This window comes from Roseobacter sp. EG26 (genome assembly GCF_049830555.1).
Taxonomy (GTDB): Bacteria; Pseudomonadota; Alphaproteobacteria; order Rhodobacterales; family Rhodobacteraceae; genus Roseobacter.
In genome coordinates this window covers 150758-174527 of sequence record NZ_JBNBLH010000008.1, presented here as the reverse complement: position 1 = coordinate 174527, position 23770 = coordinate 150758, and the positions used below count along the sequence as shown (strand labels likewise).

The window sequence follows — 23770 nt, the reverse complement described above, 5'->3', positions numbered from 1 at the left end:
TCTCATTCCTTCAGTCTGAGAAGAGACGCATCCTTACGCTTTGAACGGAGGACGCGATTTACGTAATGCTTGTTTCACGATGATCTGCCCGTCGCGGAGTGTGAAGAGATCAGCGCCTTGTGCCTCGACACGCATGCCGTCAGCGTCAGTGCCGGAGAACGTCCATTCTGAAACGGCGCGGTCGCCATGGACGAAATGGCTGTGATGATCCCAATGAGCGTCTTTCATACCAGCCCAGACCGCCGAAAATGCCTCTGCAATGGCCTTGGCACCTTCGATTTTAGCACCAAAAACTTCCGGGCCACCCACAGTGAAAAATACGCAATCCTCTGCAAAACACTTCATGACGCTGTCCACATCGTGCCTGTTGAAAGCATCGAAAGTATCAGCCAGGTCTTGAGCGGTCAGGGTGTTGGACATTTATAGTCTCCAGGAATTGTAAGTGGTTCTGGCCACGACATCTCTCGTAAAACCAGGCTGCAGTGATCAAGCGGATAGCGTCCTCGTGGGTGATTCCATAAATAGTTGGATGCGCCACTGAGCCTGCGTTTACAGGAAAAGCCACTTATTCAAATAGGGCCAGTTATTGACTTAGCTTAATGCCAAGCACTGGCCTCAAATTTAAGAGCGTTTGCAAACGCGTCTCGCGCCGCGGTCTCGTCAAATGTATTTGGCCAGTAAGCAACGCAACTATTATGTTCCCCGTGATGGTGTGCAAGGCTTCAAAAGGCTGTCGTTTGAGACCCTTGCGGCATTTAGAACGCAGACCTTCCAGGAAGCGACGACTCGCGTATCAAATATATTAATCAGATTACATAACATGTCTTATTAAATTTTAGACTCGCCTAAAGCGCAATAAAATAAGCTGCCTTGGCTGCGGGTACCGAGTTTTTATCCCGGATTGCGCAACCGTTTGGGATACCCAACTGGCCGGGCATAGGTTCTCAAGGCTCGTTTGAAATATCCTGAGGTTAATTGTTTGATGCATCACAAACCTGCATTTCGTGAAAGTTTACGTTGAAGACGATCATGTTCAGTTCTTGTCGATTTAGCGATTTCGAAGATGCTGCGAGGGATGTGGTCAGCGTTCGTGGCGTTGAGCCAGGGCTTCGATTTTCATACCAGCGAGTCGAGATCAATTTCCGGTGTACTGCCGTGTATGGCATCCTGCGCTGTTCGCAACGTTCGCTATCTGGATCGATTGCTGTCTTCAGCAAGCGCGATGCATCGTTCATCAAGCTAAGATGTCATCAATCGTTTGATGTGCTTTGCGAATAACCAGGTAGCGGGAAGTCCAAGCGGCAGGCCCAGAAGAACTGCGATGCCAGGTGTAATGACTGGCGCACCAAACCATGAAACAATCAGCGATCCGAAATAGATATTCAGCGCCATGGCCCCTGCCCCAAAGGGATACAGCGCCAAAGTAATTTGCCAGACACTCCATCCTTTGGTGCTCATCTGCGGGAGACCAACCGGTGCACGCCCCAGAGTGCGCCGATCAAAGCCAGGGATGCGGCCAGAAACCAGAATTCTGCCGTGGCGGATTGCGGCTGAGGAATGGGTCGGATGTATCCATCAGCGGTCACAGCTGACGGCGCAGACAGCAAGATCACGAAAAAGATGCGCATCATGTTCAAATCTCCAGGATGAGGGCGCGGTAAATATCCGGCAAGGCTTTAGTCAAGCGTTGAGGTTGCGGCAGAAGGGTAAACCCATGCTTTCCGAAAAGACGTGCGAACCAGTTCTGACCGTCTTCGTCTATGACGATTCCATGGACCGCCTGACCCCGGTTGCGGGCTTCGCGAATTGCCATGTGGCTGTCCTCGATACCGTGCTGGCCTTCGTAGTGATCGAGATCATTGGGCTTGCCGTCAGTCAGTACCAGTAACAATTTGCAGCGTGCTGTTTCAGTGTCCAGCTGGGTGCTTACATGGCGAATTGCGGCGCCAAGACGGGTGTAGTGCCCGGGTTTAAGGCTGCAAATCCGATCCAGCACATCCGGAGAGAGAGCGGCGTCAAACGTTTTGCATCTGTGCAGGAAGACCCTGTCGCGTCGCAACGATGAAAATCCCCAGATCGCAAAACGATCACCGGTGGCATCAATCCCTCCGGCCAGAGCAGCCAGAGCGTCACGCGCCACGTCGATCACGTTGGTTTCCCCCACCGCGGCTTCGGTTGACCGCGAAGTATCCAACAGGATAGCGACAGAGAGATCGCGCTCTGTTCGGCGGTGGCTCAGGTAGATGCGATCGCTGCAATACCCATTTGTCTGCAGATCGACCCGGGCTGCTATCAATGCGTCCAGATCAAGATCGTCACCATCAAGTTGCCGGGGACTGTGAATGGTCCGCGGATGAAGCGTTTCAAACTGCCGCCTGACATCGCGCATGCCTTTGGGATCAGGGATCAAAGCGACGTCCGCTGCGGGCTCTACATCTGCCTCCAGCACCCGGCAATGATCCGTCATGTAGCTGCGGCTGCGATGATTCCACTCAGGATAGATGAATTCCCCGGCCAAACGTTCATGCTCCGCATCCCCTGGAGACAGATCAAGATGCAGACGCAATCTCGTAGCCGCGCGGCGGTCATGCCTTGAGAGCGTGATGTTGTCCTGATCTTCGGCCGCTTTCTGCGCGTTCTCGTCATCATCGTCATCAACGCTGCGGTTCAGGTTCATGCTTTCGACCCAGCTTAGGATGGCCTCAAATCGATGAATGATGAAGCTGTCTTTGCGCATCGCTTCAGAAGTATCCGACCGCAGGCCAAGCTTGCGCGTGGTCGTTGCGGCTGCCGCCGGAGTTGCTGCGATCTGATCCGGGGACGCTTCGGCAAGCCCGCCTCCCCCGGGCTTGCCAAAGGACAACCAGAAGGGGACCGGCGCAAAACGGCAATATCCCTTGGGGGCTTGTCCCGTGGGCGGGTCATTGGGTTCCCGACCCGAGAGCGTTTCGAGGATTGCATTTTCGATCATGGTTTCGACCTTGGGAAGCCTATGAGAGGGGCGCGCTGCAATTGCGGCCTGTCGCATAAGGTGATGGCTCTGTCTCAAACCTGGGCATTGGTCGCGCACCATTTTTGAGAGTTGATGGTTCTGATGCAGCTGCATCCAATCAGCCACCGCCGGATCTGTCGGAAGCTCCGGCACCTCGGCCAGCGCGGCCATCGCTGTCAGCCAGAAATATGTGGTGCGGTTCAACTTCGCTTGTGAAAAACAAGCGATGCAAGGGGGCAATAACAACCGCTCACCATCGAAATATGCCTGATGCTGGAGGACATGCGCATTGCCCAGCTTACGCAACTTGTCCAATCGATGTTCCGATCGGGTGGCGGGTGCCGGGGCGATTTCAACCGAGCGAGCCCCGCCTAACGCCCGAAACAGGCAAGAGAGGCTGGGACGCAATTCTTCCAAACTGGCCGAGGCGTCCAGATGAGCGGTTTCTTCGCCCAACGTGGCCGCGATCCCATGCCATATATTGCCGACCGTTTCCTCGGGCTCCATAAGATCAAGCGGGCGTATCGACATCGGATCAGCCGTAAACCACTGTTATCAGGTCACGCAGCGCGGTTTTGACATCATCATCATCAGTTAACGGCTCGATGACGGCCACTTCAAGAACGTGGTCAAGGTTCATTCCGGCCTTCACAAGTTTTGCGGCATAGATCAGCAACCGCGTTGAAACGCCTTCTTCCAGATCCATGCCTGATAAATTGCGAATATGCCCAGCCAACCGCACAAGGGAGGTGACCCGCGTGTGATCAAGACCCGATTCCCGAGCGATAACCCTGGTTTCAACGTCAGCTTCCGGGAAATCGAAAGTCAGCGACAAGAAGCGCTGCCGGGTGGAAGGTTTCATGCGTTTGAGAACACTTTGATACCCCGGGTTGAAGCTGGCCACCAACATGAAACCGGGTGGCGCTTGCAGTGCTTCGCCAGTGCGGTCGATCATCAGGGTGCGCCGGTCGTCTGTTAGCGGATGCAGGACAACGGTGACGTCTTTGCGGGCCTCGACGACTTCGTCAAGATAGCAAATAGCACCCTCGCGCACGGCCCGTGTCAGGGGACCGTCGACCCATTCCGTTTCGCCGCCCCGCAACAGATAGCGACCGATCAGGTCGGGGGCAGAGAGATCGTCGTGGCAAGCAACGGTATAGAGTGTCCGCCCCATGCGCGCGGCCATATGCTCTACAAACCGGGTTTTGCCGCAACCTGTGGGCCCCTTCAAAAGCAGGGGGAGCCCATTTTCATGCGCGGTCTCAAAAAGGACACATTCCTGCGCTGTGGCTTCGTAAAACGGGGTGTGCAATTCTGGTGAGGGAGCGTTCATGATCATTCACCCGCGACCTGAGTGGCATCCCCTGGGGAGATGATCTCGGCTTTGCGCACTACCAGCATGGCGTAGATGAAAAGCAGGGCTCCGATGACAACTGCTATACCCGCGCCAAATCGCATCAGGTAGAAAAGAGACAGCGCATCCTGTACATCCATGTAGTAATCACCGATGACGCGTTGCAGATGTGTCTGGATGGTGCCCGCAAAGGTCAACACGAAGGTCATGAACGCCATGCCTCCTGTCATCAGCCAGAAAGATCCCATGTTGAGAACCTGATTGTAGGGCTCCCTTCCGCGCAACATGGGCATGGCGTAGGTGAACATCGCGAGATTGAGCGCCACGTAGGCACCGTAAAAGGACAGATGCCCATGCGCTGCCGTGATTTGGGTCCCGTGGCTATAAAAGTTCACGCCATGCAGCGTATGCAGGAAACCCCAGACCCCTGCCCCGAAAAATGCCACGGTCGACGAGCCCAAAGACCACAACAGCGCGGCCTTATTGGGGTGGTTCCGGCGCCCTTTCCAGACCATGACAAAAGCAAAACTCATCATCAGAAAGAACGGAACAACTTCGAATGTCGAGAAGATGGACCCGATCCATTGCCAGTAGCCGGGCAGACCGATCCAGTAGAAATGGTGGCCCGTTCCCAAGATGCCGGAAAAAAGCGCCGTGGCGACGATGACATAAAGCCATTTCTCGACCACTTCACGGTCTACGCCGGTCAGTTTCAGCAACAGGAAGGCGAGGATGGATGCCATCACCAGCTCCCATGTTGCTTCCACCCAAAGGTGCACCACGAACCACCAGTACATTTTATCCAGTGACAAATTGTCAGGGTTGATGAAGGCGAAAATCCACAACAGGCTGAGCAACCACAAGCCCATGAGCAGAACATTGGTGATGGCTGTTTTGCGACCCGCCAGAACGGTCATCGAGACATTGAACAGGAAAATCAAAGCCGCGACCAGAATGCCAAACTTGACCCAGAGAGGCTGTTCGAGAAATTCGCGGCCGCCGTGTATTCCCATAAGATAACTGCCGACCGCCCCAAGTGTGCCCACCATCAACAAGACCAACTGTATGTAGGCCAGTTTGACCGAGTAAATTTCGCACTCGCTCTCTTCGGGGATCAGGAAATAAGCCGCTCCAAAAAAGCCCAGCAACAGCCAGACGATCAAGGCGTTGGTGTGAATCATCCGGATGATGTTGAAGGGCAGTATCTCGGAAAGGAAGTTCGGCGAGACATAGATCCAGCCGGCCAACAGCCCGCCCAACACCTGAATTCCGAAAAGCGCAATGGCGCAGAGGAAATATGCGTAGGCGACTTTTTGGGAAGCGTATTTCATTGGTTTTCTCCTTAACCTGCGTCGTTGGGGGGCCAACCCTGGGTGTCTGTCTGATCCGCCCAACGCAGGAACTCGGCCAGCGCGCGCATCTCTTCATCGGTGATCTCAAATCGCGGCATCTGGCGGCGGCCTTCTACACCGCTTGGCTGGGCTTCCATCCAACCCTTGAGCACCTCAAAGGCCCCTTCAGGATCATCGGCCACGCCCCAGCGGGTCATCACATTGCCAACTTCCGGCGCAAAATAGGCGCCCTCTCCGTGAAGGGTGTGGCAGTTGATGCAGCTATGGCGTTCCCAGACATGCTTGCCTAGCGCCACCTCTTCGGTGAGCGGCATGCCGGCTGTTGATGTCTTGACCACGTAGCGATGGCTGTGTGCGGTCAACCCCACAAAAACCACCACAAAAAACAGCGAGCCCCCGTAAAAAATGTTACGCGCTCGCGATTTGGTTAGGAATTCTGACATTTCCTGCATCCCCTGTTCGCTTATGTTTCCCAGCCATACCCTGATGGCCGCGCGCGCAGGTTGTGCCAGCGCAAAGAACGCTGTGAATCTCATCTTAAATTTGTTGCGAAAGGAGGAGGCCTTGGCGCAGACCGCAGCAATAGACGACCCGGACATGCTCCTGTGTGATATCTTGCGCCGGTGGCCTCAAACCATTCCGGTTTTCATCCATTATAAGATGCTATGCGTCGGTTGCGCCATTACACCTTATCACACGCTGCGGGACGCCTGTATTGAACATGACGTATCCGAGGTGCTGTTTCGCCGCGCTTTGAACCGGGCGATCAGACAGCATTAGGTACTATGTCGAACAAGCTTGTGTGGATCGGTGACCACGATCTTCTTGCGCGTGCTTTTGATAGTCCCTTCCCGCTCCCATGCGCTCAGCAAACGACTGACGGTATGCAATGTGCTGCCGGTCATCTCCGAGATGTCCTGACGTGTAATCGGAAACCCGATTTCAATTCCCTCATCGGTCTTATGCCCGGTTTGCTGAACAAGACGTAGCAGTGCATTTGCCACACGTTGTTCCACCTGTTGGGTAGCAAGCTCAAGGATGCGATTGTTCATGTCTTCGACGCGTTGACCGACCGCGCCATAAACGCCCGTGGATAGCCCTTCATAGGTGGTCAGAAACTCCTGCAAGAGCTTCATTGGCCAACTCAGGCAAACACATTCTGCGGCGGCGACGGAGGTGGCAGGATACGTCGTGTGGCCCAGAGCCGCTGCGATCCCAAACAAGTGACCACTGGGGATGTGCAGCGCGATCACCTGGTCGCCTTCCGGCGTCAATCGGACAACCCGCACATACCCATCAAGTAGAAGATAGAAGAATTCCGCTTCCTGACCTTCTTCAAAAACCGTTGCACCCAAATCGAACCGGCAAGGTGTTGCGAGGTCCAGTATCGTTCGGATTTGGGCACGGTCGAGCTTTGAGAAAAGCGCAAGAGGTGTCAGGAGGCTTTCATCGAGATTGTTCACATTACGCCCCGCAGTTTGTCTTGGCGCAAAGAGGCGTGTGCCTGCTTCGGTCAGATTGCCGCCAATTCAAGCACATCGAACCCCAGAAAGGAAACCGTGATGATGATACGATCGCTGGCATGCGCCGCTTCACTGCTCTTCGGCACCGCCTTGACTGCCGAGACCATCGAGGTAAAAATGCTCAACAAGGGTGCGGAGGGCACCATGGTGTTTGAACCAGCCTATGTGGCCGCGCAGCCCGGAGACATCATTCATTTTATCTCTACAGACAAAGGGCACAATGCGGAATCCATTGACGGCATGCTGCCTGACGGCGTGGAGGCCTTCAAAAGTAAACTGGGCGCAGACTTTGAGCTGACGGTCGAAGCCGAAGGCCTTTACGGCATCAAATGCACGCCCCACTACGCTTTGGGCATGGTTGCGTTGATCCAGGTCGGCGAGGCTGTGAACCTTGAGGCCGCGAAAGGCGTCAAGCAACGGGGCAAGGCGGCCAAACGTTTTGACCCCTTGTTTGAGAGCGTCCAGTAGGGTTCGCCAGTATCAAACGGCACGATGCTCTTTCTGGCGTATCGTGCCGTTAACGAGGGCTCATTTGCGATGATCCGTCCACGCATTTCGGTCATCTTTGGCATGGGGTTTCGCCCCTTTTTTACGCTGGCAACAGGCTTTGCCGTGATCGCCATCGTTTTGTGGATGGCAATGCTGTCCGGGCATTGGCAGCATTCAGGACCGCTTTCCCAGGTCGACTGGCATGTCCATGAGATGCTCTTTGGCTACACCTCTGCCGTTCTGACCGGTTTTTTGCTTACCGCTGTTCCGAACTGGACCGGGTTGCCTCCGATCAAAGGGTGGCCTTTGGGATTGGGTGCCGCGCATTGGATCGCCGGCCGCTTGGTCATGCTTGGCCTCTGGGAACTGCCGGACCTGATTGTCATGGTCATCGACACGAGCTTCTTGGCGGTGGTCAGTGTCAGCGTCGCAATTCAGCTTATCGTCAGCGGGAACTGGCGCAATCTGGTCGTGATCGGCTTGGTAGGCTTGTTATTGATCGCAGATGTTGCCTTTCACATCGAAGTTATGAGCTTCGGAATTGCGGATTACAGCCGCCGTGCCGGTTTTGCCGTGATCCTCATGCTGATCATCCTGATTGGTGGGCGCATCATTCCGAGCTTCACAAGAAATTGGCTGGTAAAGCAAAAGGCCACGTCATTACCGGCCCCATTTGGTCGCATTGATATCCTGACTCTTGCCGTCAGTTTTGTGGCTTTGGCGATGTGGGTGGCGCAATCGAACCCGCGTGCCACTGCTGTGGCCTTGGGTCTCGCATCGATGTGTCACCTGATACGGCTGCTTGGCTGGAAGCCCTTAAGGGTTCGCCGATCTGCCATTCTGCTGATGTTACACGCAGCTTATTTATGCCTGCCCGTTGGGCTTATCCTCCTTGCATTGGCGACCCGGGATCCCGGTCTCAGCCTGGCCTCAGGGCTACACATCCTCGGAATGGGCGCGATCGGCGGCATGACAGCCGCCGTCATGATGCGAGCCAGCCTTGGGCACACCGGACGCCGGTTGGCGGCAGGCCCTATCCTGACGGTCGCAATCACATTAATTTTTGGTGCTGCACTTATTCGTGCCGCCCTGCCGTTCGCGACCTTGGCGGGGCTCACCGGTGTTCAGTTCGCCTCCTGTCTCTGGATTGTCGGCTTTGGTCTGATCTGCATGCGCATGTGGCCCTGGTTGCTTGGTTTAGCGCCCGCTAGCTTTCCCGGATCAGCCGAATGACCAGATGATCCGGAGGTAATCCGACAGCACAGCCGCCAACGCTTGCATCGCGTACGAAATCAATGACGAACGCGCGGTGAATGCCCTGAGCTAGCCTGACACCGCAATAGTCATCGCTCTCGCGGATGTAGTCGCCTTCTGCGGTCAGTTCCGCTTTTTTGAAGCATGTGGTTGTCCATTCCCAGACATTGCCACCGATGTAGCCGATGCCAAGTGCATTTTCGCCGTAAGCGCCAATGGCACGCAAGGAGGGATCCGCGTTTTCGCGCTGCTTTGTATTTGTGCGATATTCGTCAAGCCAACGTTGGGCCATGTCACCCGTAGGGGCTTCATCAAGGGCATCATCGACGTAGCGTTCGGCCGCTGCATGAGCCCACTCGGCGCCTGTTGGCAGCCGCCATTTCTGACCCGTTCGCTTTGATTGCCACTCGGCGAAGTCCAGAGCGTCGCGAAAATTGACCTGTGTTTGCGGCAGATCCGGAGCGTCCGATGAATGCGTCGATTTGCAAGCGCCATCCCGAACACAAGCCATATAGGCTTGCTGCGTCACAGGATACCGCATCATCTCCAGATTTCCGGGGATTTCCACCTTTTCAAGAGGTGCCGTCCGGACGCGGCCATCGGTGCGAAATTCCCCGGTGGGGCGGTATTCGACTGTCCCGGCTGGCAGTGAGAGCATTTCAGGCAGATCATCCGGTAATGATTGCCGCATCATTTGTGAGAAAACAACGTAAGCGCCTGCAAAGGCTACCAGCGCTACGCCAAGACCGAACCCTTTCATGAGAAACCTGCCCTCCCTGACGCGAAATTGGGCGCAGGAGTGCGCCCAATGATGAGATTTGAGATACGAAACCCTATGGCAGCGCGGTCCGGCCTTCGTGCAGCACATCGTATTCAACGGGCGCGACCACCTGGGCCATCAGGTCATTGTTCCAGTTGCCCTCAACCACTACGTGCGCTGTTGCGCCTAGGTTCACGGCTTCGATCAGGTTGTGGTTCACGTAGGCATAGACGCCAGGTTGAAGGAACTCATAAAGTGCCGCACCAGCGGACCCGCCACGGATGAACCATGTTTCCAGATCGCGGTCGGGGATATTGTTGAATTTTCCTGCCTCCCAGACGAGGTCGCCGTGGCCACCGATGAGGTGAGGCCTGCTGTCGCGGTTGGCTTGTGAGTGTACGAAAAGCACCTTCTCTCCCTGCGCCGCGGTGAGCGCATTGTCCCCTGTCAATGCGCCCACGCGCCCGTTGAAAGTGACATGGGTCGGGATCAGCCCGTTCATGACCTCCAACGTATCAGGGTAACTTTCACCAACATCCTCGAAGCGCTTGTAGTTCCCATCTTCATCCTTGGGGATGTAGAAGTCGTTTTCGCCGATGTAGAAAATGCGGTCATAGCTGACCGGCGCACCATTGTGATCACTCAACCCATTTCGGGGCAGCACCATGATCGCTCCCGACATCCCCGAAACCACATGCCAGGGGATCATCGGACCACCGGGTGCACAGTGATAAACAAAGGTGCCAGGCCGCGTTGCCTTGAACCTCAGCACGGTTTTCTCACCTGGGTTTACAAGCGTTAACGACCCACCTCCCAAAGCTCCGGTTGCCGAGTGGAAGTCGATGTTGTGTTGCATCAGGTTCTCGGGCGGATTGAAGAGCGTCAATTCGACGTAGTCACCTTCATGAACCACCATCAACGGTCCGGGTACGGAGCCATTGAAGGTCATCGCTTGCAGGTAGGCATCATCATCGACCTGAATCTCTTTTTCGATGATTTTCATCTCGAATTCGTGGATCACCGGCGGCTCCGAAGTGGTTTGCTCATGGGCATGAACAAATGGCGGAGCGACCAGCTTGTGTTTCACACGCTTGAGGCCGGACAGGTCAACAGGTTCGGCGCCTGAAGTGTCCATAATTTCCTCGGCGCTCGCGGTTTTGATCAACCCCGGGGTCGAAGCAAGAAAGGCGGTCCCCAGAAGGGCGGTTCTTCGAGTCATCATCTGTGCAATCCTCCGTACTTCAGAATGTTGCGGAGGTTGTAATTCAGCCCTCATCGAGCAACGTTGCGTTAAAACAACGTTTGTGCGTCGAACCGACGTTGGGATTGGTTGAGATTTCGCAGTCAGGCGCAATGCTACATCTTGCCAATCGTCACAAAAAGGCGTCGGGCGCAATGGCGGCCAGCTTGGGCCGTATGTCGGACCGAAACTTTCTAGCGGAACTGGGGGTCGCGTTTTTCGCGGAAGGCGGCCATGCCCTCCTTCTGCGCATACGACCCATAAAGCGCATGATACATCTGTCGTTCAAACCGCAGACCAGCTTCGAGCGTGGCCTCCTGGGAATGACGAATACAGGCGCGGGCCATCATGGTGATGTCCTTTGGATATCCCGCAATCTGCCCGGCAATCTGCGTGGCCTCAGCCAAGAGATCTTCTGCCGGCAAAATGCGACTTACCAGCCCGTAGTGCAGTGCTTCTTCGGCAGTGATCATGCGCCCTGTAAGGATCATGTCCATCGCCCGGGCCACGCCGATCAATCGCGTAAGCCGTTGCGTGCCACCGATGCCCGGAATACAGCCGATCTTGACTTCAGGTTGCCCAAAGCGCGCAGTGTCAGAAGCGATGATCAGGTCACACATCATGGCCAGTTCGCAGCCGCCGCCAAGTGCATATCCTGAAACCGCAGCTAGTTTTGGCGTTCGCAAGGCGGCGAAACGATCCCACCCGGAAAAGAAATCGCTTTCATACATGCTGGCGTAATCCTGAACTTCAAGCTCAGCGATATCTGCCCCAGCTGCAAACGCCCGTTCGTTGCCTGTAACGAGGATGCAGCCGATGTCGGGGTCACGGTCATGTTCCGTCGCGCAGGCCAGCAGTTCCGACATAACCTGACTGTTGAGCGCATTCAGTGATTTGGGCCGGTCAATCGTGATTGTCAGGACGCGGTCGGCCGTGCTTGTTTGAATGGTGTCATACATCGGTCAGCTGTCCCAGATTGCGCCAAAGGCAGGGATGCCTTCGCTCTCCATATCGTAGATCACCCGTTGCGTGAGTTTTTGGTTCGAGATCACGATCACCGCCTCGGCTCCAGTTTTTCTGACCGCTTCAAGAGCCAGTTGCGACAAATCCGGTTTCCCGCGTGTGTCGGTATCCCAGATCAGCGGATCCTCGGTGTTTGCCTCGATCTCATCGACCAGCGCGTCTCCGTAGGTTGCGCGTGGTGATCTTGTGGACCAGATCAGATAGTTGGGTACATCATGGGCCAGCAGATGCGGCAAGATGGGACCAATCCCGCTGCCGGTCCCGACGTAGACGACTTTCCTGAACAAGACTTCAACACGCGCAACGCCCGAGGTCGTAATCCCTTTGACCCAGACATGAGAGGGGGGATTGTCGATGAAGCGTCCTGTCCAGTCTCCGGCACGGCTGACCACAAGACGGTATCCACTTTCTCCTGGAGTCGGAATGTTTGCAAAAGAATGCCACTCCCGCAGGGGGTTGACGCTGATCGCATTGGACGAGCCGGGAAAAGGCGTGTCACCGTAGTCGAACCGGATCGACACCGCGTGGTTGCTCGGTTTGACGACCTCAATCGGCACTCTCTTGAGTGTGAGCCAGGGTGAGAGGATGGAAAGGGTCAGAAGACTGAGCATCCAGAACGAAAAGGAACCGACAAACGGATTGCCTGCGTCCAGATGAAGGGCCGCACTTTGCCCCCAGAACAGCGCCAGAAGTGTCCAGCCCGCAAACCTGTGCACCAGCTCGAACCGGTTGTGAAATCTGGCGCGTAGCGGTCCGATGGCGGTGAGGATCATGGCGACCATCAAAGCGACCATGGCGCCGCTCAGGCCTATGGTTGTCAGCGAAGTATGGGGGTCACTCGCCCGCCAATTCGAGAGCATGGCGAAGACCAGAAAGATGAACCAGATCGATCCCGCAACTGTTCCGCCGGAATGTAATCCGCCAAAGTGAAAAACCTTGCCCGCCAGCCAGCGCAGCTGCAAAGGCCAAGTCACCGGAACGCGCGTCGCTGCCCAAAAAAGGAAATTCACCACCCTTTGCTGACGGATCAGGATGCCAAGCGAAAAGTTCAGCAGCGCAATCTTCGCGATGGCAGCCAGATCGAAAGCTGCAAAACTCCCCCACCACCCCTCGGCCACGCCTTGCACAAAAAGCCACAGGTTCGCAATCGCAACGATTGCGGCCAGACGCCTGTACTCAATCAACGCGGGATGTCGTGTGAATCTGCGCAGGTTAAATCCCTGCCGAAATTCCCGGGTACTGATCTGGTCACTCATTGCGCTGCTTCTGCCTTTGATGCCGCCAATTCGGTGCGCGCCATCTCAAGCAACAGGCGTTTGTCCAGTTTACCACGCGCAGTCTTTGGAAGATCGTCCAGCGGGATGACAAGCGCCGGCACGCAATAGTAGGGCAACATGGTTGCCACGACCTCTGCGGCTTCATGCGGATTGGTGCAGATTGGGCTGACAAATGACACAAGCGTGCGGTCATCGTATTTAAGCGTCACCGCTTGGGCGCAGTCAGGCGTCGCCTCCAAAGCGCGGCTCACCCCGTCCAGTTCAACCCGAAAACCGCGGATTTTCACCAGATCATCAACCCGCCCGCAATGGCGTAATTCGCCTGTTTCTGTCCATCGTCCCAGATCGCGGGTGCGAAACATTTTTTGGCCAGGGCGAAAAGGATCCGGGCGGTAGCGATCGGCGTTGAGTTCGGGATTGGCGATATAGCCCGCCGTGACACAATCTCCCCCGGCCCACATCTCCCCCTTCTCGCCGAACGGTAGCGCCTTCAGCGCGTCATCGAGAATATAAACGGTGTTGTTGGGAGTTGGTTTGCCGATTGTCAGGTCGTGCTTTTCGGGACGGTGCCGCATGGCGGTGTTTATGATCGTTGTCTCGGTCGGGCCGCAAGAATTGTAAAAGTGGCAGAATAATCCCCAGGTATCTGCCAGAGGGCGAGGACAGGGTTCTCCCGCAACGGCCACCGTCTTCACCTGTTGACAGCGTGAGGCGTCGATAGTTGCAAGGATGGAGGGCGTAGCAATCAGCACATCCACCTGCTCTGCGGTCGCCTGGATATCACTGCCACGGATCGCCAGTGTGCCGCCGTTGGCAAGGCATCCAAGAATTTCCCAGGCAGCCATATCGAAGGCGATGGAAAGGATTTGCCCAACGCACTGGCCAGGCCCAATTCCCATGTCGCCGGGGCTGGTCAAAAGGATATTCGCCAGATTTCGATGGGTGATCTGCACGCCATTGGGCGTACCGGTTGTGCCAGAGGTGAACAGAACCATGCAGTTATCATCTGGCGTTACCGGACTGATGACGGGTGCCTTAACCAGCCCGTTGTCTTCCATGGTCTCATCAATCGCGATCAAAATTTGGCCTGCGGAGACAGGAACCTGATCCCGTAGTTCGCTCAGCGTCAAAATGACCGTGATGTTGGTGACTTTTGCAATATGCCGCAAGGCACTGTCGGTAGCGACCCCGATATGTTGCGGTGCGTAGGCCGCGCCAACCTTCATCGCAGCAAGAATGCCGACCACCATCGGGATGGAACGTTTGAGGAAAATCCCAACCACATCGCCCCGCACCACCCCGTGGGAATGCAAATGATGTGCCAGTCGGTCCGCGGCACGACCCAGTTGCGCATAGGTCAATTGCGCCCCGTTGGCTCTGACGGCGAACTGGTTCGGATAGAGATGGATCATTCGTTCAATCGCGGCGGCAATCGTGCTGTGCCGTGGTGGGGTATCTGGTCCCCAGCCAAATTCCGTAAACCAGTTTTCCGGAACGCCTCTGGGCAGAGAATTTTCGGGGCGAAAAGGGTCACAATCGGTCGTGTCGCGGGGGGCAATTCTCTGTGTCAGCATTGGGTACTCGTGTCCTGTTTTACGGCTGTAATAATTTGTGGGAAAAATTCCCATTGCAAATCACACTGTGGTGAAAAACCTTAAAACGGGCTAGTTTTCGCCTATGTGTGGAGCTTGTTAGAGGATGATAATTTGTCGGAAGAACCGGCCAGACTTTTAAAGAAAACGCTGTCTGTACTGCTTCGCCCTATCGCCAAGCTCATGATAAGTCATGGGTTTTCGATACAGGACGCAGTCGAGTTGATGAAAGCCGCGATGGTTCAGGACGTTCTGAGTGATGGGGCGGCTACCGACAGCCATATTGCGCTCAAAACTGGGGTTCATCGGAAAGACGTACGCCGGTTGCGCGCCTCAAATCCCGAATCCGCAGGTAACATCGCCAGGGTCAGCCCTATTGCGATCGTACAAACACATTGGGCGTTTACCCCACCGTTTGGCAGCGATACCGGTGTGCCTGGGCTGTTGACCCGACGGGGGGAGCAGGGGTTCGATGCATTGGTGCGATCAAGCAAGGTTGACCTGCCCCCCGCAACTGTTTTGGCGGAAATGAAAACCCAACGTTTGGTGGAGGAAAAGCCCGACGGAAAGCTTGAGCTTTTGACCACCACATACGTTCCAAAATTCCAGGCGCAGACCCTCGCAGCGCTGGAGGCGACACTCTTTGACCACCTCCGTGTGGCGGTGGAAAATGCAACCGATCGCCTGGAAAGCCGGCGGCATTTCGACCAAGTACTGCGGTATTCTCACCTCTCCGATCAGTCGATAAATATCCTAGAAGACGCCGCCAGAAAGCGCGCACGCGAGTTTCTGGACGAACTCAATTCCCTTGCCCACGAGCTGCAGCAACAGGATGACAGAGCGGAAGAGTCCGCAACCGGGCGATTTGTCACCGGAATATTCATCGCGCCCACCGCCGATCCGCCAAAAGAAGATTAACCAATATGACGTTTCAAACTCCCTCTATCATCCTGATCCTGATGGTTGCGATCAACCTCTTTGGAAGCTTGTCAAATGCCGAGGAGCCACGAGAAGGTGGCCTGACCGGCACCGGCCTCATTGGCGTTCTGAACGTGGCGCAGGAAATCGATGTTGCGGGACAGGACCTGACATTCCCACAAGATCTCGTCGTGCGCTCTCCATTGGGTCCGCTCCGCGCAACGGAGCTCTCTTCCGGCGATATCGTTGCCGTAGGTCTCGCAACGCGTGATACGGGCGTTCAGGTCGAAGATGCGCGACAGCTCTTTGCCATCATCGGGCCGGTGGCGACGGTCTCTGATAATCACCTCTCGATCATGGGAACTTCTATCAATGTTGCGGAGCTTCCACAGCTTGATCTGACATCCGGAGATTGGGTCGCTGTAAGCGGTTTCTGGCGAAAAGACGAGGTCTTCGCCACGGGTCTCAAAGCCATTCCGCCCCAGGCAGAGGCGCAGATTTTCGGTACGTTGGCCAACAAAGCAGCCGACCGGATTGGCGGAACAAGTATTTCAAGCATAGGCACCCAAACGTATTTGCAGTTCGATGCTGTTCAGGTTTTTGGGCAGCCTGTAGGAGAGCAATTGGTCGCCACCCGGATCGTTTCAGGTCTCTTTGATCGCCCGGTTCGGCGTATCTTGGCGCAAGGCTTTTTGTCGTCGCCAAATGATCTGGGCGACTACACGGTTCTTGGCACTGGGTTCAGGGCGCGAACGGACAGGCCCGAAATGATCGACAGTCATCAACTTCAACTGCATTGCTCGGAGAACGGCGCATTACTGGGCAAAGAAGCGATTGGCCTGTCGTTTGATCAAGCCGTTTCCTTGCAGAATTGCTTGCATCGAAACCCACGCAATTGAACTTGTGAAACGCTGAAATTTGACACTTGCCACGGCGGTCACGTCTCGTGAATGCGCCGAGCGCTCGGGCGTTCCAGGATTCGACCTTCGCAGAATCCATAATTTCTGTTAACCTATGCGCGAACAATCGGCCCACTCTGACGAAGGAGAATGATATGGGCGTAGACGTTCCCGACGACTATACAATTGATCTGACCTTGCGCGGTGGCACATCCATCGACGGCGATCTGTCGATGGATACTGATCTGAGAATTCGCGAACTACCGGAAATTTCGCTACGGGTTCGCGAGTTGCCAGAAATCAAGCTTGGTATCACTGAATTGCCGAAAGTGCAGCTTGGCGTCGATCCGATCGACTTCTCGCTGCGGGTGAAAGAGATACCGGCGATCCGGGCGCATCTCCCGGCGAATTTCAAAGTAGGTCTGTCTCTTCTCGGTAATGAATTGCTGTCAATCAACCTTTGCGGCGAAGCGCAGGTCATAACGGAGGATTACAAAGCCAATCCCTGTGAGCTGTGCGGTCCTCAGAACAGTTTCAGCACCAACGATTCCATCCGGGGGAACATCAACCGCATTGAACTCGTAGAAGAAGATGGCTGATCTCAAAGAGAGCATCCACCTCGATCAAGGGCAAGGCATTGCTTCGTTCCCGGTCGAGCGAGCACAATCCGCTGTGTTGAAACTCAGTGGCGATATGAAGAAAGCGGTGGGCGCGGAGGTGAAAGCACGCTTACTGCCGCGAAAAGGAAAAACGCGCATTTCGACCCGGATCGGGCTCGATGCCCCGCCGGGAACTCATAAGGCGGTGCTTACAACGGAAGGCGGGGACATTCCGGTATCCATCGTGGTGGCACCCAAAAAGCGTCTGCGGCTGTCGCCGTCCTCGGTTGAGATCACCGGCCGTCCGGGTGACAAGATCCGCATTGATCTGAACGTTGCGAACCTCGGAAATACGGATATGGCATTGCCCGCTGGCGGCATCGCCGGATTATTTGCTTCTGACGGGTTGGCAGGGGCGTTCTCAGCGGCCTATGGCTCGGCCACCGAAGCGCCGCTTGAGGTATTTGGCGAATTCATAGACGGGTTGCGCCGATCACATCTTGGACTTGTACGTTTGCGCCTGATCGACAAGGTGAAATCACCCCTGAAACCTGGTGATAAGCGCGATCTGATTGGGGAGTTTTCCCTGCCAGAACCACAAAATGAGAAAACCCAAATCGGTGCAGGGCGCCGGTTTCATGCAACCTTTGTTATGGACCGCCTGCGGCTCGTGATGCGCCTGACGCTCAGCGCTCCGATCAAGAAAGGGGAACAGCGATGACAAAACGCAAATCGGCTGCGACTGATGTGCGGCAAACTATGGACGCCATGTCAGACGTCCTGTCACGACAACTGGATTTGAGCGGTGATATTGTCGACAGTCTTGCTGGCAGTGCGCGCAGGTTTCTTTCCGGACTGTCACAAAATGTTGGTCCGGGCAGTTGCGAGATACCGGAACCTTGCTGGATGCCTCATGATCTGGGTGAATATCATTGTGATCTCTGCAAAGGCAGTTCGGGTACGATGGAAATTCGGATCACCAACACCGATTACCGGGCGCGGAACTTCACGATCGTCGCCGCTGGCCCGGATGCTGGAAGAGTATCACTTACGCCCAACAGCTTCTCCCTGGGTCCTAAAGAACGCCGCACTGTGACTGCACGTTTTGATGCCGCGCTTGATGATACGGTTCATTGCGCCGAACTCGAAGCTCTGATCTGGGTGATGGGATGTAACAGCCATTTCCTGCGTTGGACAATTGACGTGGGCAAATCGGAACGCGCTTGCTGTCATCATGTCGATGTATTTGACCAACCTGACTATGTGCATCACTGGTATGATCATTTTTACTGTGTAAGGCCCTGTTTCGGCAAAACAGCCCGACCGGTTCCCGGCGCGAAGGATACGGTTGGATAGGAAATGCTGAATTCACAATTCAAAGGATTAGCGCGTCAGGCCCTTCGCCTGAATATGCAGTATTATGGCGGATTGTTCGATGTGACGCGCGACTACCTCGTTGCCTTGCGCAAGCTGGCGGATGAGGGCTCAGCCCCGGACGTACCCGTCAACAAACCCGCGCCCAAGGCCGCAGCCCCGGCTATTCCCCCTTTGGTTCTGGCCGCCCCTGCTGGTAAGCAGGCCTCGGCAAGCTTTGCTGTGACCAATACCACGGGTCAGGAGGTTGCAGCCGACCCTGAGGTATCTGAAAACCTGAAACAGGCAGGCGTGATCGCAGAACCCGCCGGACGCATGGTGGCAGCGGGTCAAGATGCGATCTTTACGCTCAAGGCTAAACCGTCTGGCAAGATGCCAGTGGAAACCGATTTGCACGGAACAGTCAGCGTGCCGCACTTCGGCGATCGTGAGATACCGGTTGTGCTGCGCCGCCTGCCCCCGGACCCGGCCGTTTCCAAACCCAAGCGCAAATCAGCCGCCCGGAAAAACCCGTGAGCGCGCCCGGTGGCATCATGGCCGAAGGTGTTCTGGTGCAAGCCATGCACCTTTATTCTGCCTTTGTAATGAAACCTTATGAGCAAGGGCGTCAGGCGGGGCTGATTGAGCGCACGACCGAAGGAACCCTCCCGACCCCTCTCGAGCGCAATGGATTGGGTCAGCATTTTTGCAAGACATATCCACGCCCCGTGCTTTTGGGGCGTGCGACAGAAAATGACGCATTGGTTTCTGAATTCGATCGCATGGGGGAGATTTACGACGCCTATGTGCGGCCGTTTTCGACGCCGATCATGAACGCAGCGGTGCAGGAACTATCGGCCTATATCCGGCCGGATTTCCGTTTGCTGGACGCGGGATGCGGGGCGGGCCGCGAGCTTTGTCGACTGTCGCAGCTGGTGCCCGATGGCGAGGTGATCGGAATTGACCTGGCGGCTGGCATGGTCAACGCCGGTCACAAATCGGCGCGCGCCAAGGCTTTCGATAATACGGCTTTTTTCCAATCCGATGTGGGGGATTTGCCAGAGGTTTTCACCGATCAGTTTGATTTGGTCTATTCCTGTCTGGCACATCATCACTATCCCGACCCCCCCGCCGCAACGCGGGAGATTTTTCGGTCCTTGCGGCCCGGTGGCTATTACACGGTAATCGATGCAGGGCCCGAATGGTTTGTGAAACGGTCTTCTTCGCTCGCGCTATGGGCCGACCCCGGCTGGATCGGGTTTCATACACCAGAACAATTTATGGCGCTTTTTGAGGCTGCGGGTTTTATGAATACCGGCTGGATAGATTTGGTACCCGGGTTCGGCATTGCCTGTGCACAGAAGCCACTTTGAACGGGTCTGATTACGACCGCAGCCTGATCGAAGAGGCATTGAAAACCGCGCGTAACAGGACCGAAGCCTCGATGACGCGATTTTTCAACGCTCGGCGCGAAACGGGGATGGATGTGCTTTACGATCAGATCAGCGATTATCCATTCCGGGTCGGCAAGGGCCTGCGCCCTGCCCTTGTCTATGCGGCTTGTCAGGGGATGGGCGGTACCGAAACGCAGGCTGAAAACACGGCAACCGCAATCGAATTGTTTCACAACGGTGCGCTTGTCCACGATGACATTGAGGATAATTCGGACTTCCGCCGCGGTGACGAGACCTTGTTTCGCCGCCACGGCGTTCCGATCGCCATCAATACAGGTGATGCCACATTTGTATTTTGTCTGTCTTTGCTGTTGGACAATGTCGAACGATTGGGTGTCCGCAAGGCGATGCGGATTCTCAAGGATTTTGAGCGGCTAAGCCGGGAATCCGTCGAGGGTCAGGCCATCGAGCTTGACTGGATACATAACGCACGTTTTGACCTCGACACCGACGACTACCTGCGCATGGCCTACAAAAAGACCTGCTGGTACACAATGATCGCGCCTCTGCGGCTGGGTGTTGTGGCCGGGTCAGGGCCTTCGATGGTCGCAGAGCTTGAAGAGGCGTTGATTGATGTGATGGAACTTGGATATCTGGCAGGTATCGGGTTTCAGGTGCAGGACGATCTGCTGAACCTGACTGCGGACGAAGTCCTCTATGGCAAAGAGATCAGCGGCGATCTTTTCGAAGGCAAGCGCACCGTGATGTTGCTGCATTTCCTGCGCACCGCCCCGAAACGGCAGCGCGCCCGCGCCATCAAACTTCTGACCTTGCCGCGCGCCGAAAAAGAACCGGATGAAGTGCGTTGGTTATTGCAGGCCATGCACGAAGCAGGATCGATTGATCATGGGCGCACCATCGCGCAGAACTTCATTTCCCGCGCGTTGGCATTCGAAGCGGAAGGCTTGAGCTTCATGCCCGAAACCCGTCACCGCCGCTTCCTGCGCGAGGTGCTCAAATACGTCATTGCAAGATTGAAATGAGGGGGAGATCAGATGCCACATGACCATGACCACGGGAACATCCCGTCCAGTCCGTTTGAGGAGCTTGTCAAACTTCAAAGCTCTTTTCAGCAAAGCCTGAGTCAGGCGACGATGAACTATCTGCGGCAGTTGCAGGGTATCGTTGGTCCCGTGACGCCCGGCACGGTTGTGCAGCAGGTGGATGGCCACACTGTTGAACTCTCCATGGCACCGGGGGGCAAATCTTCTGCCAAAATCAATGTCGAAAACCGACAGCGCGTACACTCGATGATCACCCCGATGATCACGCCGCTTGTATCTGATGTGGGCGCAACCTGGTTTGCCCAAACGGCATTCTCCCCTCCGACGGCGTTGCTTGCAACGGATGAAACACTCGATTTCACGTTGTCACTTTCAGCACCAAAAGAGATGCCGCTTGGTGTATATCGCGGTGCTGTGCTGATCTATGGATGTTCCGAGGGCGTCGTTCCTTTGGAAGTAACGGTCGCGGCACCGGCCGCACGCCGGACCAAGGCGAAAGCCACGGCCGCCAAAGCCCCTGCCCGAAAACAAACACGCCGCAAAACCGGTAAAATCCCAGCTGCATCCTGAGGAAAAGATCATGCCAGATACCGCAAGTATTCGATTAATCGATCCTCCCGAAGACGCCGGACGTACGACCGCCAGCCTGTTTGCCTCCCTCGCAAGCCGCTTGATTACCTTGCACTATACTTCGGGCGTGAGTGTTATAGGCTCCACGCTTGCGGGGCTGGCCGAGGCGGGTCGCGAGATATCCAAGACCGCTGAAGGCGCCCGCATAAGACGCGCGCTGGAAGCAAGTGCCATCAAGGAAAACGGCGACCTGCTTTGGAATGCTTTGCGTGTCACGGGCTGGACCGAAGGCATGCCCGCAGCACCGGTTCTTGACCACATTCGCAATGACCTGGCGTTGCTGTTGGCAGATGACCTGGCTGAAACCATTGAGAACGTCCCTGCCCCGCTCGAAAACAAGGTGCGCCAATCGGGCAATGTGCCTGCAAACATCAACTTCATCGATACTCTGATGGGCCTTTGGATACACTCTCGCGAGATCGTCCAATCCGTCGAAGCGATGGCGCGCTTGGCACCTGACGTCGACGCAGTCGAACCCGGTGACGCGGTTCACAGCGGACCCATTTTGCGGTGACAGCTTTCGATGCGCTGCGCCCACCTGTGACCAGCGACCCTACAGCAGAAGCCTACAAAGACTGGTTCCATCTGAACATTTTTGTGCCCGAGAGCGGTCATGTCGTTCTTATCAACCTATCGCTGCATGGCCCGCCCTGGGACAGACGGACGCGTGTCGTCGGCACGGCGCTGGCCTGTGATGTTCAGGGAGTTTGGACAGGCGGAATTGAAATCACTTCGATGTCCGATAGCAGCGTCAGTCTTCAATCGGTTTTTTTGAAATCTATTTCCTTGGCGGTCTCTCGAGACGGCACCGCATTGCACACCCGGGTGCAGCGTCCCGATGACGGATTCGAAGCCGAGATTGTTGCGCAGCCGTCGTTGCCCGCCGGAGCGCTTGATCTTACCGCCAAGTTCGGCAGCGGATGGATCGGCTGGAGCGCTGTTCCGGTGATGTCTGTCTCTGGCCATCTGCGCATTGACGGGCAAGATCTGTCTTTGGAGGGTGCGCGCGCCTACCATGATCACAACTGGGGGCGCTGGTTTTGGGGTGAAGATGTTGCCTGGGAATGGGGCGCATTTGCACTTGATCAGGACATCACGGTGGTTGTGGCACGCGGTACCGACAAACAGCATTTCGTCAAACAACCCCCCCATGTCTTTCTGGTATATGGCAAGCGGGTTATTGGATTTGCTCCCGATCAGATCGACATATCTCTGGAGATGGAACCAATTGTTGCAAGTCGCAGATTGCCGGGTGCGCTTGCAGCGATCCATCCGGATCGGCGACTGTCCGATCTTCCACGGCAGCTGGTTTTAAGGGGAGATAATCCAAATGCGCGCTTTGAATTGGTGTTTGAGACGGATGGTGCGGCGCAGCTACTCCTGGCGGAGCCGATGCGCCCTGGCATGGGCTTCATCAACGAGATTGCCGGCCGTTGCAAGCTCTCCTGTGTGATCGGCCAGAAATCGATCAGCGCGACGGGTCTGGGGATTTTTGAATATGTCACCTGAGCCGCGCCATCTTCGCGATTGGATCGCGGCCCTCTTTGCCGGGCTTGACCGGGCGGAGCCGCATTCTGCATCGGGTGTGCGCAAACTGGCCGGTTCGGAAGCTTCCCGAATTGCGTTGGATGAGGAACGTGTCACTGTCCGATTTGATGAAAATGGCCTGCGCGTTTCACGTCTGAAAACTGGCGCGAGGCTGACGCCGCCATATGGGGTAACTGATCGGAAGACTGTGGGCGCATTGCTGCTTGGTTATATGGAAATCTCGGAAGCAATCGCGCACAACCATATTCGCCTGCGCGGCACCGCCGACCAGGTTATGGCGATCTGCGCGATCATCGAAGTACTGGTCGACGCCAGTACCCGCATTCCAGCCCTTCAGGAACTGGCGGATGATTTTCTTGCCTCAACAGAACTGACAGACCTGAGGGCGGAGCAGGCGCAAAGACACAGGCAGTCGGACGTATTGCGCTTGAAGGAACTAGCCCTTTTGCAGCGTGAAGGACTTCTGAACGGCACGTGATGGCGAACTTGTTGTGTCGGGTGATGGAAAT

At 55.8% G+C, this 23770-nt stretch carries 28 protein-coding genes; 15 read left to right on the top strand and 13 right to left on the bottom strand.

Annotation, left to right across the window (positions count from 1 at the left end):
- Positions 1–33: 33 nt before the first annotated feature.
- From ACOTTU_RS18055 to ACOTTU_RS18025, 7 genes are all read right to left on the bottom strand, one after another.
- Complete coding sequence (locus tag ACOTTU_RS18055) at positions 34–420, bottom strand: nuclear transport factor 2 family protein (RefSeq protein ID WP_425660021.1); 387 nt, start codon at positions 418–420, stop codon at positions 34–36.
- A gap of 819 nt (positions 421–1239) precedes the next feature.
- Positions 1240–1458 carry an NnrT protein gene (locus ACOTTU_RS18050; RefSeq protein ID WP_425660020.1) on the bottom strand — a complete coding sequence of 73 codons (219 nt, stop codon included), beginning with the start codon at positions 1456–1458 and terminating at the stop codon, positions 1240–1242.
- Positions 1455–1631: a hypothetical protein gene (locus tag ACOTTU_RS18045; RefSeq protein ID WP_298918631.1), complete on the bottom strand. Its 177-nt coding sequence runs from the start codon at positions 1629–1631 to the stop codon at positions 1455–1457. The genes ACOTTU_RS18050 and ACOTTU_RS18045 overlap by 4 nt, the downstream gene beginning before the upstream one ends.
- Positions 1632–1633: 2 nt before the next feature.
- Positions 1634–3523, bottom strand: coding sequence for a nitric oxide reductase activation protein NorD (locus tag ACOTTU_RS18040; RefSeq protein WP_425660019.1), 1890 nt, complete (start codon positions 3521–3523; stop codon positions 1634–1636).
- Between the two features lie 4 nt (positions 3524–3527).
- The gene (locus tag ACOTTU_RS18035) at positions 3528–4331 is read right to left on the bottom strand and encodes a CbbQ/NirQ/NorQ/GpvN family protein (protein WP_425660018.1); all 804 of its coding nucleotides are present in this window, start codon (positions 4329–4331) and stop codon (positions 3528–3530) included.
- Complete coding sequence (locus tag ACOTTU_RS18030; protein ID WP_425660017.1) at positions 4328–5677, bottom strand: cbb3-type cytochrome c oxidase subunit I; 1350 nt, start codon at positions 5675–5677, stop codon at positions 4328–4330. Before ACOTTU_RS18030 ends, ACOTTU_RS18035 begins: the two co-directional genes overlap by 4 nt.
- A gap of 11 nt (positions 5678–5688) precedes the next feature.
- Positions 5689–6141 (bottom strand): c-type cytochrome, encoded by a 453-nt coding sequence (locus ACOTTU_RS18025; protein WP_298919173.1) that lies wholly within the window; start codon positions 6139–6141, stop codon positions 5689–5691.
- A 121-nt stretch (positions 6142–6262) separates the two neighbouring features.
- Between ACOTTU_RS18025 and ACOTTU_RS18020 the strand changes: the two genes are divergently transcribed.
- Positions 6263–6478 (top strand): DUF1858 domain-containing protein, encoded by a 216-nt coding sequence (locus tag ACOTTU_RS18020; RefSeq protein ID WP_425660016.1) that lies wholly within the window; start codon positions 6263–6265, stop codon positions 6476–6478.
- On the opposite strand, the gene ACOTTU_RS18015 is transcribed toward ACOTTU_RS18020, so the two are convergent.
- A complete protein-coding gene (locus ACOTTU_RS18015; RefSeq protein WP_298918645.1) occupies positions 6475–7161 on the bottom strand; it encodes a Crp/Fnr family transcriptional regulator in 687 nt (228 codons plus the stop codon). The two genes, ACOTTU_RS18020 and ACOTTU_RS18015, sit on opposite strands and share 4 nt — an antisense overlap.
- Before the next feature lie 102 nt (positions 7162–7263).
- Between ACOTTU_RS18015 and ACOTTU_RS18010 the strand changes: the two genes are divergently transcribed.
- Complete coding sequence (locus ACOTTU_RS18010) at positions 7264–7689, top strand: pseudoazurin (RefSeq protein WP_425660101.1); 426 nt, start codon at positions 7264–7266, stop codon at positions 7687–7689.
- 24 nt (positions 7690–7713) lie between these two features.
- On the top strand, positions 7714–8943 hold the full coding sequence (locus tag ACOTTU_RS18005; protein ID WP_425660015.1) for an NnrS family protein: 1230 nt from the start codon (positions 7714–7716) through the stop codon (positions 8941–8943).
- Here the strand turns inward: ACOTTU_RS18005 and ACOTTU_RS18000 are convergent.
- The 5 genes from ACOTTU_RS18000 to ACOTTU_RS17980 form a co-directional block, all read right to left on the bottom strand.
- A complete protein-coding gene (locus ACOTTU_RS18000; RefSeq protein ID WP_425660014.1) occupies positions 8918–9724 on the bottom strand; it encodes an SUMF1/EgtB/PvdO family nonheme iron enzyme in 807 nt (268 codons plus the stop codon). The genes ACOTTU_RS18005 and ACOTTU_RS18000 overlap by 26 nt on opposite strands.
- Before the next feature lie 73 nt (positions 9725–9797).
- On the bottom strand, positions 9798–10946 hold the full coding sequence (gene nirK, locus ACOTTU_RS17995; RefSeq protein WP_425660013.1) for a copper-containing nitrite reductase: 1149 nt from the start codon (positions 10944–10946) through the stop codon (positions 9798–9800).
- 212 nt (positions 10947–11158) lie between these two features.
- The gene (locus ACOTTU_RS17990; protein WP_425660012.1) at positions 11159–11923 is read right to left on the bottom strand and encodes an enoyl-CoA hydratase-related protein; all 765 of its coding nucleotides are present in this window, start codon (positions 11921–11923) and stop codon (positions 11159–11161) included.
- Positions 11924–11926: 3 nt separating this feature from the next.
- A complete protein-coding gene (locus tag ACOTTU_RS17985; protein ID WP_425660011.1) occupies positions 11927–13243 on the bottom strand; it encodes a hypothetical protein in 1317 nt (438 codons plus the stop codon).
- Positions 13240–14838: an AMP-binding protein gene (locus tag ACOTTU_RS17980; protein WP_425660010.1), complete on the bottom strand. Its 1599-nt coding sequence runs from the start codon at positions 14836–14838 to the stop codon at positions 13240–13242. Before ACOTTU_RS17980 ends, ACOTTU_RS17985 begins: the two co-directional genes overlap by 4 nt.
- Positions 14839–14943: 105 nt before the next feature.
- On the opposite strand from ACOTTU_RS17980, the gene ACOTTU_RS17975 reads away from it, so the two are divergent.
- The 12 genes from ACOTTU_RS17975 (at position 14944) to ACOTTU_RS17920 (ending at position 23739) form a co-directional block, all read left to right on the top strand.
- Positions 14944–15774: a DUF6502 family protein gene (locus tag ACOTTU_RS17975; protein ID WP_425660009.1), complete on the top strand. Its 831-nt coding sequence runs from the start codon at positions 14944–14946 to the stop codon at positions 15772–15774.
- A gap of 5 nt (positions 15775–15779) precedes the next feature.
- Positions 15780–16673, top strand: coding sequence for a hypothetical protein (locus ACOTTU_RS17970; protein WP_425660008.1), 894 nt, complete (start codon positions 15780–15782; stop codon positions 16671–16673).
- Positions 16674–16828: 155 nt separating this feature from the next.
- The gene (locus ACOTTU_RS17965) at positions 16829–17272 is read left to right on the top strand and encodes a hypothetical protein (protein ID WP_425660007.1); all 444 of its coding nucleotides are present in this window, start codon (positions 16829–16831) and stop codon (positions 17270–17272) included.
- Positions 17265–17993 (top strand): hypothetical protein, encoded by a 729-nt coding sequence (locus ACOTTU_RS17960; RefSeq protein ID WP_425660006.1) that lies wholly within the window; start codon positions 17265–17267, stop codon positions 17991–17993. The genes ACOTTU_RS17965 and ACOTTU_RS17960 overlap by 8 nt, the downstream gene beginning before the upstream one ends.
- A complete protein-coding gene (locus ACOTTU_RS17955) occupies positions 17990–18628 on the top strand; it encodes a hypothetical protein (RefSeq protein ID WP_425660005.1) in 639 nt (212 codons plus the stop codon). The genes ACOTTU_RS17960 and ACOTTU_RS17955 overlap by 4 nt, the downstream gene beginning before the upstream one ends.
- A 3-nt stretch (positions 18629–18631) precedes the next feature.
- Positions 18632–19162 carry a hypothetical protein gene (locus ACOTTU_RS17950; protein ID WP_425660004.1) on the top strand — a complete coding sequence of 177 codons (531 nt, stop codon included), beginning with the start codon at positions 18632–18634 and terminating at the stop codon, positions 19160–19162.
- The gene (locus ACOTTU_RS17945) at positions 19159–19998 is read left to right on the top strand and encodes a class I SAM-dependent methyltransferase (protein ID WP_425660003.1); all 840 of its coding nucleotides are present in this window, start codon (positions 19159–19161) and stop codon (positions 19996–19998) included. Before ACOTTU_RS17950 ends, ACOTTU_RS17945 begins: the two co-directional genes overlap by 4 nt.
- Entirely contained in the window at positions 19995–21062 is a 1068-nt protein-coding gene (locus tag ACOTTU_RS17940; RefSeq protein WP_425660002.1) for a polyprenyl synthetase family protein, read from the top strand. Before ACOTTU_RS17945 ends, ACOTTU_RS17940 begins: the two co-directional genes overlap by 4 nt.
- A gap of 12 nt (positions 21063–21074) precedes the next feature.
- Positions 21075–21653 carry a hypothetical protein gene (locus ACOTTU_RS17935; protein ID WP_425660001.1) on the top strand — a complete coding sequence of 193 codons (579 nt, stop codon included), beginning with the start codon at positions 21075–21077 and terminating at the stop codon, positions 21651–21653.
- A 10-nt stretch (positions 21654–21663) separates the two neighbouring features.
- Positions 21664–22227 (top strand): hypothetical protein, encoded by a 564-nt coding sequence (locus ACOTTU_RS17930; RefSeq protein WP_425660000.1) that lies wholly within the window; start codon positions 21664–21666, stop codon positions 22225–22227.
- Positions 22224–23222: a hypothetical protein gene (locus tag ACOTTU_RS17925; protein WP_425659999.1), complete on the top strand. Its 999-nt coding sequence runs from the start codon at positions 22224–22226 to the stop codon at positions 23220–23222. The genes ACOTTU_RS17930 and ACOTTU_RS17925 overlap by 4 nt, the downstream gene beginning before the upstream one ends.
- Positions 23212–23739 (top strand): hypothetical protein, encoded by a 528-nt coding sequence (locus ACOTTU_RS17920; protein ID WP_425659998.1) that lies wholly within the window; start codon positions 23212–23214, stop codon positions 23737–23739. The genes ACOTTU_RS17925 and ACOTTU_RS17920 overlap by 11 nt, the downstream gene beginning before the upstream one ends.
- Positions 23740–23770: the final 31 nt, after the last annotated feature.

Bases quoted from the DNA above. Each gene is read 5' to 3' on its own strand.
- ACOTTU_RS18055 (WP_425660021.1), bottom strand. From the start codon at position 420: ATGTCCAACACCCTGACCGCTCAAGACCTGGCTGATACTTTCGATGCT.
- ACOTTU_RS18050 (WP_425660020.1), bottom strand. From the start codon at position 1,458: ATGAGCACCAAAGGATGGAGTGTCTGGCAAATTACTTTGGCGCTGTAT.
- ACOTTU_RS18045 (WP_298918631.1), bottom strand. From the start codon at position 1,631: ATGATGCGCATCTTTTTCGTGATCTTGCTGTCTGCGCCGTCAGCTGTG.
- ACOTTU_RS18040 (WP_425660019.1), bottom strand. From the start codon at position 3,523: ATGTCGATACGCCCGCTTGATCTTATGGAGCCCGAGGAAACGGTCGGC.
- ACOTTU_RS18035 (WP_425660018.1), bottom strand. From the start codon at position 4,331: ATGATCATGAACGCTCCCTCACCAGAATTGCACACCCCGTTTTACGAA.
- ACOTTU_RS18030 (WP_425660017.1), bottom strand. From the start codon at position 5,677: ATGAAATACGCTTCCCAAAAAGTCGCCTACGCATATTTCCTCTGCGCC.
- ACOTTU_RS18025 (WP_298919173.1), bottom strand. From the start codon at position 6,141: ATGTCAGAATTCCTAACCAAATCGCGAGCGCGTAACATTTTTTACGGG.
- ACOTTU_RS18010 (WP_425660101.1), top strand. From the start codon at position 7,264: ATGATACGATCGCTGGCATGCGCCGCTTCACTGCTCTTCGGCACCGCC.
- ACOTTU_RS18005 (WP_425660015.1), top strand. From the start codon at position 7,714: ATGCTCTTTCTGGCGTATCGTGCCGTTAACGAGGGCTCATTTGCGATG.
- ACOTTU_RS18000 (WP_425660014.1), bottom strand. From the start codon at position 9,724: ATGAAAGGGTTCGGTCTTGGCGTAGCGCTGGTAGCCTTTGCAGGCGCT.
- nirK (WP_425660013.1), bottom strand. From the start codon at position 10,946: ATGATGACTCGAAGAACCGCCCTTCTGGGGACCGCCTTTCTTGCTTCG.
- ACOTTU_RS17990 (WP_425660012.1), bottom strand. From the start codon at position 11,923: ATGTATGACACCATTCAAACAAGCACGGCCGACCGCGTCCTGACAATC.
- ACOTTU_RS17985 (WP_425660011.1), bottom strand. From the start codon at position 13,243: ATGAGTGACCAGATCAGTACCCGGGAATTTCGGCAGGGATTTAACCTG.
- ACOTTU_RS17980 (WP_425660010.1), bottom strand. From the start codon at position 14,838: ATGCTGACACAGAGAATTGCCCCCCGCGACACGACCGATTGTGACCCT.
- ACOTTU_RS17970 (WP_425660008.1), top strand. From the start codon at position 15,780: ATGACGTTTCAAACTCCCTCTATCATCCTGATCCTGATGGTTGCGATC.
- ACOTTU_RS17965 (WP_425660007.1), top strand. From the start codon at position 16,829: ATGGGCGTAGACGTTCCCGACGACTATACAATTGATCTGACCTTGCGC.
- ACOTTU_RS17960 (WP_425660006.1), top strand. From the start codon at position 17,265: ATGGCTGATCTCAAAGAGAGCATCCACCTCGATCAAGGGCAAGGCATT.
- ACOTTU_RS17955 (WP_425660005.1), top strand. From the start codon at position 17,990: ATGACAAAACGCAAATCGGCTGCGACTGATGTGCGGCAAACTATGGAC.
- ACOTTU_RS17950 (WP_425660004.1), top strand. From the start codon at position 18,632: ATGCTGAATTCACAATTCAAAGGATTAGCGCGTCAGGCCCTTCGCCTG.
- ACOTTU_RS17935 (WP_425660001.1), top strand. From the start codon at position 21,075: ATGCCACATGACCATGACCACGGGAACATCCCGTCCAGTCCGTTTGAG.
- ACOTTU_RS17930 (WP_425660000.1), top strand. From the start codon at position 21,664: ATGCCAGATACCGCAAGTATTCGATTAATCGATCCTCCCGAAGACGCC.
- ACOTTU_RS17920 (WP_425659998.1), top strand. From the start codon at position 23,212: ATGTCACCTGAGCCGCGCCATCTTCGCGATTGGATCGCGGCCCTCTTT.